This window comes from Flavonifractor sp., from assembly GCF_019422385.1.
Classification (GTDB): Bacteria; Bacillota; Clostridia; order Oscillospirales; family Oscillospiraceae; genus Flavonifractor; species Flavonifractor avistercoris.
On sequence record NZ_JAHZDL010000003.1, the window covers coordinates 1,655 to 12,608 of the forward strand.

At 64.0% G+C, this 10,954-nt stretch carries 15 protein-coding genes and 1 other annotated feature (1 of these 16 only partly in view); of the genes, 4 read left to right on the top strand and 11 right to left on the bottom strand.

Going from position 1 to position 10,954, the window contains the following annotated elements; genetic code table 11:
• Positions 1-168: 168 nt before the first annotated feature.
• From QZ378_RS00825 to pyrB, 3 genes are all read right to left on the bottom strand, one after another.
• Positions 169-759 (bottom strand): hypothetical protein, encoded by a 591-nt coding sequence (locus QZ378_RS00825; protein ID WP_291256991.1) that lies wholly within the window; start codon positions 757-759, stop codon positions 169-171.
• The gene (locus tag QZ378_RS00830; protein ID WP_291256992.1) at positions 752-1,306 is read right to left on the bottom strand and encodes an RNA polymerase sigma factor; all 555 of its coding nucleotides are present in this window, start codon (positions 1,304-1,306) and stop codon (positions 752-754) included. Before QZ378_RS00830 ends, QZ378_RS00825 begins: the two co-directional genes overlap by 8 nt.
• A gap of 112 nt (positions 1,307-1,418) precedes the next feature.
• Entirely contained in the window at positions 1,419-2,477 is a 1,059-nt protein-coding gene (pyrB, locus tag QZ378_RS00835) for an aspartate carbamoyltransferase (RefSeq protein WP_291256993.1), read from the bottom strand.
• Between the two features lie 195 nt (positions 2,478-2,672).
• Between pyrB and QZ378_RS00840 the strand changes: the two genes are divergently transcribed.
• A complete protein-coding gene (locus QZ378_RS00840) occupies positions 2,673-3,215 on the top strand; it encodes a putative ABC transporter permease (RefSeq protein ID WP_087236759.1) in 543 nt (180 codons plus the stop codon).
• 8 nt (positions 3,216-3,223) lie between these two features.
• On the opposite strand, the gene QZ378_RS00845 is transcribed toward QZ378_RS00840, so the two are convergent.
• Entirely contained in the window at positions 3,224-3,436 is a 213-nt protein-coding gene (locus QZ378_RS00845) for a hypothetical protein (RefSeq protein WP_087236758.1), read from the bottom strand.
• A 114-nt stretch (positions 3,437-3,550) separates the two neighbouring features.
• Between QZ378_RS00845 and QZ378_RS00850 the strand changes: the two genes are divergently transcribed.
• The 3 genes from QZ378_RS00850 to QZ378_RS00860 all read left to right on the top strand — a co-directional run bounded on the left by QZ378_RS00850 (position 3,551) and on the right by QZ378_RS00860 (position 5,216).
• Positions 3,551-4,078 carry a gamma carbonic anhydrase family protein gene (locus QZ378_RS00850; RefSeq protein WP_291256994.1) on the top strand — a complete coding sequence of 176 codons (528 nt, stop codon included), beginning with the start codon at positions 3,551-3,553 and terminating at the stop codon, positions 4,076-4,078.
• 1 nt (position 4,079) lies between these two features.
• Entirely contained in the window at positions 4,080-4,937 is an 858-nt protein-coding gene (locus tag QZ378_RS00855; RefSeq protein WP_291256995.1) for a hypothetical protein, read from the top strand.
• A gap of 105 nt (positions 4,938-5,042) precedes the next feature.
• Entirely contained in the window at positions 5,043-5,216 is a 174-nt protein-coding gene (locus tag QZ378_RS00860; RefSeq protein WP_087236755.1) for a DUF1540 domain-containing protein, read from the top strand.
• A gap of 63 nt (positions 5,217-5,279) precedes the next feature.
• On the opposite strand, the gene QZ378_RS00865 is transcribed toward QZ378_RS00860, so the two are convergent.
• The 7 genes from QZ378_RS00865 to QZ378_RS00895 all read right to left on the bottom strand — a co-directional run bounded on the left by QZ378_RS00865 (position 5,280) and on the right by QZ378_RS00895 (position 10,934).
• Positions 5,280-6,212 carry an RnfABCDGE type electron transport complex subunit B gene (locus tag QZ378_RS00865; RefSeq protein ID WP_291256996.1) on the bottom strand — a complete coding sequence of 311 codons (933 nt, stop codon included), beginning with the start codon at positions 6,210-6,212 and terminating at the stop codon, positions 5,280-5,282.
• Positions 6,213-6,227: 15 nt separating this feature from the next.
• Positions 6,228-6,845 (bottom strand): electron transport complex protein RnfA, encoded by a 618-nt coding sequence (locus QZ378_RS00870; RefSeq protein ID WP_087236753.1) that lies wholly within the window; start codon positions 6,843-6,845, stop codon positions 6,228-6,230.
• Positions 6,845-7,525, bottom strand: a complete 681-nt coding sequence (gene rsxE / locus QZ378_RS00875; RefSeq protein WP_087236752.1) for an electron transport complex subunit RsxE — start codon at positions 7,523-7,525, stop codon at positions 6,845-6,847. Before rsxE ends, QZ378_RS00870 begins: the two co-directional genes overlap by 1 nt.
• Positions 7,526-7,537: 12 nt before the next feature.
• Complete coding sequence (locus tag QZ378_RS00880; protein WP_087335862.1) at positions 7,538-8,086, bottom strand: RnfABCDGE type electron transport complex subunit G; 549 nt, start codon at positions 8,084-8,086, stop codon at positions 7,538-7,540.
• Positions 8,087-8,088: 2 nt separating this feature from the next.
• Complete coding sequence (locus QZ378_RS00885) at positions 8,089-9,198, bottom strand: RnfABCDGE type electron transport complex subunit D (protein ID WP_291256997.1); 1,110 nt, start codon at positions 9,196-9,198, stop codon at positions 8,089-8,091.
• Positions 9,195-10,541 (bottom strand): electron transport complex subunit RsxC, encoded by a 1,347-nt coding sequence (gene rsxC, locus QZ378_RS00890; protein ID WP_087236749.1) that lies wholly within the window; start codon positions 10,539-10,541, stop codon positions 9,195-9,197. Before rsxC ends, QZ378_RS00885 begins: the two co-directional genes overlap by 4 nt.
• A 213-nt stretch (positions 10,542-10,754) precedes the next feature.
• Positions 10,755-10,934, bottom strand: coding sequence for a hypothetical protein (locus QZ378_RS00895; RefSeq protein ID WP_191528142.1), 180 nt, complete (start codon positions 10,932-10,934; stop codon positions 10,755-10,757).
• Positions 10,912-10,954: a binding site (T-box leader), on the top strand; it runs 180 nt beyond the window's last position. Its footprint overlaps the gene before it by 23 nt.

Consider the following 10,954-nt stretch of genomic DNA (forward strand, 5'->3'; position numbering starts at 1 on the left):
TGAATCATATTTTATTACCATCACCGGTGATCAGACAAATGGATATAAAGCCGTATTGAACAAACCGATATATCCGGATATGGCAGAGACAGCCCCTTGACGATATGCTCGCTGCACTGCGCCGCAATCAAAAAGGCAAGCCTCTCTTCGTCAAAACGGCAGAGGGTCTCACGGCTCCGGCAGCAGGGCCTCCAGCTCGTCCTGGATGGCGTCCAGGCCGGCGGACAGCCAGGAGACATCCCCCAGCAGTTCCCGCCAGATCCGCTCCCGGAGCCTCTGGGCGTCCAGATTGAGCACGCCGCTGCCACCACCGGCTTGAAAGGCCACTTCCACCGCCTCCCGGCCAGCCCACACCTCGGCCCAGCCCAGAGCCCCTGGCGCACCCCCCACCATGAGCCATGTGGGGCGGCCTTCGTGCTCCGTCTCATAGATATAGGGGATGTTTTCGTCGATCTGAGCGGTAATATCGGTGTGCTGGCCGTCGGCGGTGAAATATACCCGCTCCCCCTCCACGGTGTAAGGGGCTTCGGCGAAACGAAAGCTCACCCAGGCCCTATGGGGGGTGCGAACGATGTCCACCCCCGTCATCAGCAGAGCCCGCTCCAGAACCCCGGTGGCCCCCATGATGCACACGGCTGCGGCCAGGGCCGCCGCCAGAATCAGGGCCCGCCGGCCGGGCCGCCTCCGCGGAGCGGCTCCCTCCTCCACCAGCTCTGGATCCAGGTCATTCAACGCATCCAACAGGATCTCTTTATCCATTCCAGAGTCCCTCCTGTTCCAAAAATTCCCGCAGCCGGTTTCGGGTGCGGTAGAGGACGGTCTTGGTCTTGCTGATGCTCCAGCCCATATGGGCCGCCGCCTGCTCCACCGAGTCGGCATACCAGTACCGACGGAGGAATACCACCCGTGCCGGCTCCTTCTGTGCCCGGAGAAACCGGGAGATGGCCCGGCCCAGCTCCTCCGCCTCTGCCTGTCCGTGGGGCGTGTCCGCCGCCGGCAGAGACGCGGCCAGCTCCAGGGCGCTCTCCTCCACTGTGGACGGCCGGCGGTCATTGGCCTTCCCGATGGCTAAGGCCCGGTGGCGGACGATGGCCCCAAGCCAGCCCCGGAAGTGCTTCGGCTCCGCCGGCGGGATGGCATTCCACACCGCCAGGGCGCAGTCATTGAGGCACTCCTCCACATCCCGGCTGTCTGTCAGCAGGCGGCGGGCAATGGCAGCGCACCAGGCCCCGTATTGGGCCCGGGTCTCCTCCACCGCCCGGGGATCCCGGGCCTGATAGAGGGCGATGAGCTCACTGTCCGTCATGATCCCGCCTCCTCTTCCGATAATATGTAAAGGCCCTTCTGCCTATATAGAGCGGCAGAGAGGGCCTTTGGTCGCACAATATGAGAAATTTTTTGCCCGCAGGGCCGCGAATTTACCGCAGCTCCTTGTCGCAGTAGGCGCAGCAGTCCACGCCGCCGTTCTGCTTCACCAGCGGGGGCAGGTAGAGCTCGGTCTGGGTGATGCAGTTGGGGTTGGAGCACACCGGCTTGGTGCCGATGGCCACCGGCTCGGGCCTGTACCGCTCCTGGTTGGCCAGGTCGGTGAGCAGGGCCATGCGGGCGAACATGCCGTACCGGGCCTGGTCGAAGTACACCGCCCGGGGGTCGTCGTCCACGTCGATGGCAATCTCGTCCACCCGGGGCAGGGGGTGCATCACCAGCAGATCCTTCTTGGCCCGGTCCAGCTTGCGGCGGGTGAGGATGTAGATGCCACGGTTCCGCTCGTACTCCAGGGGGTCCACAAACCGCTCCCGCTGGATGCGGGTCATGTAGAGCACGTCCAGCTGGGGGATGACCGCTTCCAGGCCGGTGACCTCGGTGAACCACATGTCGTTCTCCCGCATGAAAGCCCGCATGTACTCGGGCACCGCCAGCTCCCGGGGGGCGATGAGGAAGAACTTGATGCCCTCAAACTTGGCCAGGGCCTTGATGAGGGAGTGGACGGTGCGGCCGTTTTTCAGATCGCCGCACAGGCCCACGGACAGCCCGTCCACCTGGCCCCGCAGGCGGGTGATGGTGGTGAGATCGGCGGTGGTCTGAGTGGGGTGCATGTGCCCGCCGTCGCCGGCGTTGATCACCGGCACATCGGAGTACAGGGAGGCCGCCTTGGCCGCCCCCTCCTTGGGGTTGCGCATGACCACCACATCGGCGTAGCCGGATACCATCTTGATGGTGTCCTTCAGGGTCTCCCCCTTGGCGGTGGAGGTGGATTTGGGATCGGCAAAGCCGAACACCGTGCCTCCCACCCGCAGCATGGCGGTCTGGAAGGAAAAGTTGGTGCGGGTGGACGGCTCGTAGAACAGGCTGGCCATCACCCGCCCCCTGCAGGCGTCCATAAAATCAGCGGGGTGGTCCATAATCTCGCTGCACCGCTGGTACAGGGAATCCCACTCCGCCCGCGTCAGGTCTCCAAAGTCGATCAAATGCCGCATGACCCTTCATTACCCCTTTAGAATTTTTTCTATCGTATCATATTTCCCCCCTCTACGGCAAGAGCGGAATGGACAAATTTCCAACCTTTTTCGCGCCCCGCCTTGTGCGCCGCCCGCCCCTGCTAAAAACTGCATCTCATAAGCCCGCCCCGTCCCGTCCATGCTAGAGAAAAATGGACGGAGCGGGGCGGTTGCATGGTTTGGTTCTGGTATTTTCTGATCTACAGCTTTCTGGGCTTTCTGGTGGAAGTGGTCTATGTGCGGGTGGTGGGCGGCGCCAAGCGGGATCGGAAGTGCCGGCTCCTCCTGCCCATCTGCCCGGTGTACGGGCTGGGGGCCCTGGCCGTCCTGGCCCTGCCTCCCTTTGTGCAGGCGCGCCCCCTGCTCCTCCTCCCCGCCGCCGGCGCGGCATGCACGGCGGTGGAGTACCTGACCAGCCTGTTCTATGAAAAGGTGTTCCGGGTGTCCTTCTGGGACTACTCCCACCTGCCGGGAAACCTGGGCGGGCGGGTGTGCCCCCTGTTCGCCCTGTTCTGGGGTATCCTGGCCCTGGCGGTACTCTACCTCATCCACCCGGCGGCGGCCTGGCTGGCCGCCCGGATCCCCCTCTGGGCCCTGCCCCCCGCCGCAGTGCTGCTGGGGGCGGACACCCTCCTCACCGCCCGGCTGCTGCGGCGCAGCGGCGACCCCGCCGTGCTGCGGTGGTACGCCGGCCTCCCACGCCGCCGGGCCGCCTGAGCGCCGGCTCAGGCCCGGCGCAGATCGCTGAGCGCCTCGTCCAGCTTCTTCTGGGGCACGTACTCCCTGGCCACGGCCAGGATCTGCTCCAGGGTAATGGTGCGGGCCGCCCCCATCACGGGGTGCTTCATCAGCATGGGGAACCGCCGCTGGAGCACCGCCCGGGCGCCGGGATGCTCCATCAGCTCCCCCACCGTCACCTTGTTGTTTTTCAGATCCATCGGATTCACCTCCCCGCTATCCTATGCGGTCGCCTCGCCAGATTTGACTTGCCAGGCGGGGCTGGGATCGGTATAATGGTTCTTATCTGAAAAACACGAAGGGAGACGATCGCAATGCTGCAGGCCTATGGCAATCTCCGACCTCAGATTGATCCTGCCGCCCGGGTGGCGGAGACCGCTGTTGTGGTGGGAGAGGTGTCCGTGGAGGCCGGCGCCAGTCTCTGGTATGGCACGGTGCTCCGGGGGGATGAGGCCCCCATCCGGGTCGGACGGGACTCCAACATCCAGGACAACGCCGTGCTCCACTGCGACGAGGATTTCCCCATGACCGTGGGCCGCGGGGTCACGGTGGGGCACGGCGCCATCCTCCACGGCTGCACGGTGGAGGACGGAGCCCTCATCGGCATGGGGGCGGTGCTTCTCAACGGCTGTGTGATCGGGGCGGACAGCCTGGTGGCCGCCGGCGCCCTGGTGACCCAGGGCGCGGTGATCCCGCCGGGCAGCCTAGTGGTTGGCTCACCCGCCAGGGTCAAGCGGCCCCTGCGCCCTGATGAGCTGGCCGGGCTGGCCCAGGATGCGGGGAAATACCTGCGCCTGTCGGCGGAGCTGCTGCCCCTGGCCGGTGACGCGGAGGGCCTGTGACATGCGGAAGCACAAAAAGCCCGCCCCTCTGCCGGGCCGCCCCACCCTGCGGGAGCAGATCAAGGCCAAGCCGGGGCTGACGGCGGTGTACATCACCCTCCGCGCCCTGGTACTTGTGGCGCTGGTGGCCCAGTTCTTCAACGGGAACTTCGAAAACGTGTTCCTGTGCGTGCTCACCCTGTTCCTCTTCACCCTGCCCAGCTTCATTGAGCGCACCATCCGCATCGAGATCCCCGACACCCTGGAGGTCATCATCCTCCTGTTCATCTTCGCGGCGGAGATTCTGGGGGAGATCCAGGCCTACTATGTCCAGTTCCCCTACTGGGACACCATGCTGCACACCCTCAACGGCTTCCTGTGCGCCGCCATCGGCTTCTCCCTCCTGGACATCCTCAACCGCAACGAGAAGCTGGCCTTCACCCTGTCGCCGGTGTATCTGGCTGTGGTGGCCTTCTGCTTCTCCATGACCATCGGGGTGCTGTGGGAGTTCTTTGAGTGCCTGATGGATCAGCTCTTCCTGCTGGACATGCAGAAGGATACCATCGTCCACTCCATCGGCTCGGTGATGCTGGATCCCAGCGGCGGCAACACCCCGGTGGCCATTGAGGACATCACCGACGTGATTGTGGTCACCGCCGACGGCGCCCAGCACGCCCTGGGCCTGGGCGGCTATCTGGACATCGGCATTCTGGACACCATGAAGGATCTGTTCGTCAACTTCATCGGCGCGGTGGTGTTCTCCTTCATCGGCTATTTCTATGTGAAAAACCGGGGCCGGGGCTGGTTCGCCCGCCGGTTCATTCCCACCCTCTGGCCGGAGGAGACGGAGCCGGAGGATCAGGCCGCCGGCAAACCGTAGATGCATATTCCGCCCCTGGCGGCGCATACTAGGGAAGCACCTCCTCCGCCCCGCGGAGGGCGGTGCTTCCCTTGCGCGAGCCAGGAATCAAGGAGGAATCGAACCATGAACAAGACCCCCAACAACAGCATCCGCTGCTCCGTCAACCGCTGCGCCTATCACTGCGGCGAGCAGAACTACTGCACCCTGAACGAGATCAAGGTGGGCTGCTGCGACGCCAACGTGACCAACTGCGCCAACACCGAGTGCGCGTCCTTCCAGCTGGGCACCAAGCAGTAAGGCCCCGTACAGACGGCAAAAAGCGCGCGTTCCGTTTGGAACGCGCGCTTTCTGATGCCGTTTTTACTCCTTGGTCTCGGAGGTGCCCTCCGCCTTGGCGGCGGGCTCGGCCTTGGGGGCCTCTGCGGCGGGGGCCGCGGGCTTGGCGGCGGCAGGGGCCGCCTTGGGGGCCGCAGGCTTCACCTCGGGCACCTTGCCGTCCACGGTGATCAGCTTGCGGGGGCACTTCTGGGCGCAGATGCCGCAGCCGATGCACTTCTCGTAGTCGATGACGGCCAGGTTGTTGACCATAGTAATGGCTTCCTTGGGGCAGCTCTTGGCGCACAGGGAGCAGCCGATGCAGCCGTTGTCGCACACCTTCCGTGCGTCCACACCCTTGTCGTGGGAGGAGCAGGGAATGGTGACGTGGCGCTTGGTCTTGTAGGGCTCCAGGGCGATGATGTGGCGGGGGCAGATGTCCACGCACTTGCCGCAGGCCTTGCACTTCTCCTCGTCCACCACAGCCACGCCGTCGATGACGTGGATGGCGTCAAAGGGACAGGCCTTCTCGCAGGAGCCCAGGCCCAGGCAGCCGTAGGCGCAGGACAGCGCGCCGCCGCCGGGCACCTTGGAGGCCGCCACGCAGTCGTGGAGGCCCACGTACTCATACTGCTTGTAGTTCTGGCCGCAGCCGGTGCAGTGCACCTGGGCCAGCTGCTTGACCATGGCGCCGGCGGACACGCCCATGATCTCGGCGATCTGGGCGGCAACCGCCTCGCCGCCGGCGGCGCAGGCGTTGACCGGGGCAGCGCCCTTGGCCACGGCGGCGGCATAGCCGGAGCAGCCGGCGAAGCCGCAGCCGCCGCAGTTGGCGCCGGGCAGGCAGCCCAGCACGGCCTCTTCCTTGGGATCCACCTCAACGGCGAAGACCTTGGCGGCGAAGCCCAGCACCAGTCCGAACAGGGCGCCCAGGGCAGCCAGGATCACCACCGCGATGATAACAATCTGAAAATTCATATTCTTCCGCCCTCCTTAAAAGACCTTCAGGCCGGAGAAGCCCATGAAGGACAGAGCCACCAGGCCGGCGGTCATCAGAGCGATGGGGAAGCCCTCGAAGGCCTTGGGGCACTCGGAGAAGGTCAGCCGCTCCCGGATGCTGGCGAAGATCACGATGGCCAGCATGAAGCCCAGGCCGCCGGTGATGCCGTACACCACGCTGGTGATGAAGTCGTAGCCGTTCTGGGTGTTCTGGAGCACCACGCCCAGCACCGCGCAGTTGGTGGTGATCAGGGGCAGGTAGATGCCCAGGGCCTCATACAGGGAGGGCATGGACTTCTTCAGGAACATCTCGATGAACTGCACCAGGGCGGCGATGACCAGGATGAAGACCACGGTCTGCATGAAGGCCAGATTGGGGCCGCCCTCGCCGTAGATGGCGGGGTTCACCAGCAGGAACTGGTTGATGGGCCAGCAGATGGCGGAGGCCAGGCCCATGACGAAGGTCACGGCGATGCCCATGCCGGCGGCGGTGTCGATCTTCTTGGACACGCCCATGAAGGGGCAGATGCCCAGGAACTGGGAGAAAATGAAGTTGTTGACCAGAATGGCGCCCAGGGCCACGCTGAACAGGTTGGCAAGATCAAATCCCATTACTTGGCCACCTCCTCAGTCTTTTTGTCCTTCTTGGGCTTGTTCAGGATGTACTGCATGGCGGCGATCAGGCAGGCCAGGGTGAGGAAGCCGCCCACCGGCAGGATCATGCCCAGGGCGGGGAAGGCCTCAGGCAGGATGCGGATGCCGGCGGCAGTGCCCAGGCCGAAGACCAGCTGGCCGTTCTCACCGATCTCCAGCAGGCCGCCCATGATGGTGCCGGCGCCCAGAAACTCACGGATGACGCACATGATCACCAGGATGATGGTGTAGCCCAGGCCCTGGAAGATACCGTCCAGGGTGGAGGCGGCGATGGTGTTCTTGTAGGAGAACGCCTCGGCGCGGCCCAGGATGATACAGTTCACCACGATCAGGGGGATGAACAGGCCCAGGCTCTTGGACAGGGCCGGGATGAAGGCCTGAAGCATCAGATCCACGATGGTCACGAAGCCGGCGATCACCACGATGAAGCAGGCGATACGGATGTTGTTGGGGATGATCTTCCGCAGCGCGGCGATCAGGATGTTGGACAGGGTCAGGATAATCAGCACGGACACGCCCATGCCAAGGCCGTTGAACAGGGTGGTGGTGATGGCCATGGTGGAGCACATGCCCAGCAGCTGGACGGTAACCGGGTTCTGGAAGAACAGGCCGTCCATCAATTGCTTTTTCGGATTCACGTTCTTACCTCCTTAACCCATGCTCTCGGCCACGGCGATGGCGGAGTTGACCGCCTCGCACACGCCGCGGGAGGTGATGGTGGCGCCGGTGATGGCGTTGATGTCGCCGCCGTCCTTGGTGACGGCCACGGTGCCGGTCTTGCCGATGAACTGATCGGCGAAGGAGGGCCGGCTGGCATTGGAGCCCAGACCGGAGGTCTCACCGGTGCTGGTGACGGAAATGCCGGTGCAGGCGTAGCTGGAGTCCACACCCACCATGATGGTCAGGTTGCCGCTGAAGGAGGTGGGCGGGGAGACCTGCACCACATAGCCGGCGTCGCCGGCCTGATAGACGGCCTCCACGGTGGCGTCGCCGCCGGCGTAGTCGGCGGTCACGTCGGTGTACTCGTCGGCGGGCAGAACAGCGTTCATGGCCTCCTGGGTGGTCTTCCAGTTATTCGCCTCGATAAAGGGTGCGGTCACCTCGTTGGTCAGGCCCAGCAGCAGAGAGGTCACCAGGCAGATGAGGAACAGAACCACCACAAGAGTGGCAGTGCCGGGATCTTTTTTCGTCTCAGTCATGGTTAACCCTCCTTCCCGGCTTTTTTGGCCGCCTTCTCGGCGGCGCGCATCTCTTTGGTCACGCCGTAGCGGTTGGGCTTGCCCACCTTGTCAATGAGCCACACGCAGCAGTTCATGATCAGGATGGAGTAGCTCACGCCCTCGGGGTAGCCGCCGAAGTAGCGGATGAACACGGTCAGCAGGCCACAGCCGATGCCGTAGATAATCTCGCCCTTCTTGGTGACGGGGCTGGTGACATAGTCGGTGGCCATGAAGAAGGCGCCCAGGAACAGGCCGCCGGTGAACAGCTGATACAGCATCCAGGCCAGACGGTCAACGTCGCCCTTGGGGAAGATGAAGGTGAGCACCGCCACGGTGGCAATGTAGGCCACGGGGATGCGGGCGCGGATCACGCCCCGGGCGATCAGGTACACCCCGCCCAGCAGCAGGGCCAGGGCGGAAATCTCACCGATGCAGCCGCCCACGTTGCCCACAAAGGCGTCCAGCAGGGTGGTGGGGGAGGTGATGGACTCGGGCAGCAGGCCGGCCTGGAAGTTCTCCAGGGTGGGCAGCAGGCCGGAGTGCATCAGATCGGTGCTCAGGGGGGTGGCGCCGGTGACAATGTCGGCGCCGGCCATGGTGGTGGTGTTGCCCAGCACATTGGCCCACTTGTCCGCGCCGATGCCGGGCACAATCCAGGTGGTCATGGCCACGGGGTAGCACAGCATCAGGAAGGCGCGGCCCGCCAGAGCGGGGTTGAGGAAGTTCTGGCCCAGGCCGCCGAAGAGCTGCTTGACCACCACGATGGCGAAGAAATCGCCGATGATCAGCATCCAGTAGGGCAGGGTGGGCGCGCACACGAAGGCCAGCAGCACGCCGGTGACGGCGGCGGACAGATCCTTGTTGGCGCAGGATTTCTTCATAATCTTGCGGTAGGCCCACTCAAAGAACTCGCAGGCCACCACGGAGATGATGGTGGCGACCAGGGCCCGGGGGCCGAAGAACACCACGCCCATGACCATGGCGGGCACCAGGGCGATGAGCACGTCCCGCATCAGGTTCTGGGTGTCAATGGGAGAGGCCACGTGGGGGGACGAAGCCACCGTGAGTCTCAGGTTCTTTTCCTCGTTCATGCTTTGGCCGCCTCCTTCGCCGCTTTTTCCTTGGCCGCCAGAGCCCGCAGCTCACCCTTGGTCACACGGAAGGACTGAACCAGGTGGATACGGGCGGGGCAGATGTAGTTGCAGGAGCCGCACTCGATGCAGTCCATGACGTTGAGGGCCTCGGCCTCCTTCCACATGCCCTTCTCGGCGTACAGGTGCATGTACACCGGGGTCAGGTGCATGGGGCAGACGTTGACGCAGCGGGCGCAGCGCAGGCAGGTCTCCTCCTCCACCACGGGGGCGGCTTCCTTCTTGGTCAGGCAGAGCACGGCGTTGGTGCCCTTGATGCAGGTGACGTCCAGGGTGTACTGGGCGATGCCCATCATGGGGCCGCCGGTGAGCACCCGGTCGGGGGTCTCCTTGAAGCCCTTGCCCTCGTCGATGATCTGCTGGAAGGAGGTGCCCAGGGGAACCCGCAGGTTCTTGGGCTCCTTGATGGCGTCGCCGGTGACGGTGACGATGCGGTGGGTCAGGGGCTTGCCCTCCACCACGGCGTCGTACACAGCGGCGGCGGTGCCCACGTTGAACACCGCGCAGCCCACATGGGCGGGCAGCCCGCCGGGGGGCACCTCGCGGCCGGTGATGCGCTGGATCAGCTGCTTCTCAGCGCCCTGGGGGTACCGGGTGCGCAGAGACTCCACCGTCACGTCGTTCTTGCCGCCCACCAGGGCCTTCAGATGCTCGATGGCGTCCTCCTTGTTGGCCTCCACGCCGATGACGGCGCTCTTGAGGCCGAAGGCCTGCATCAGGATGCGCACGCCGCCGATGACCTTCTCGCCCTGCTCCAGCATCAGCCGGTGGTCGGCGGTGATGTACGGCTCACACTCCGCACCGTTGAGGATCAGCGTGTCCACCTTGCCCAGGCCGGAGCTGATCTTCACGTGGGTGGGGAAGCCGGCGCCGCCCATACCGGTGATACCGGCCTCCTTGACGATCTCCACGATCTCGTTGGTCGTCAGCTTGGTGTAGTCGGGATGGGGGGTGAGCTCAGAGCCCCAGGTGTCCTGGAAATCGTTCTCGATGACCACGGACATGCACTTGCCGCCGCCCACGTAGGGACGGGGCTCCACCGCCTTGACCGTGCCGGACACCGACGCGTGGATGGGGGCGCCCAGGCCGGCGATCTCGCCGATCTTCTGGCCCACCTTCACCTGGTCGCCCACAGAGACGATGGGCTTGCAGGGCGCGCCGACGTGCATCGCCATGGCGATGACGACCTCTTTGGGAGCCGCGCTGAGAGGCACAATCTCCTTGTGGCGTGCCAACTCCTTCCGGTCGTGGGGATGCACGCCGCCGTAAAAGCTTTGCTTCATAGGTCCACCTCGCAAATCTGACCCACACACGGGCCATTTTTCTGAGTTGTTTGACCGGTATCTCAAACAGAATTATCATAGCGCAAAGACGCCAAATTGTCCAGTTAAAATGTTCAAATTTTATTCATTTTTTGCGCTAAACTGGGCAGTTTTATCTCAAAAGCCGAAAAGCGCGCTGTTTCGCCCTGTTTCTGCGCATTTGCACCGTGTAGTTTATTTTTCGTCAAGATGAATTGCCGCCATCGCTCCGCTTCCGTCGGCGTTGTGAAAAAGAGAGAAGTTCAAAAAATCAAACTGAGCAGATTGACAAACGCCGACCGAAACGGTAAGATAATCAGTAATTAAACTCCGCCGGGCATATCCGGCGGCGCCAAAAGCGATGACCGGATTCATACGGACGGCGCGCAAGCGCA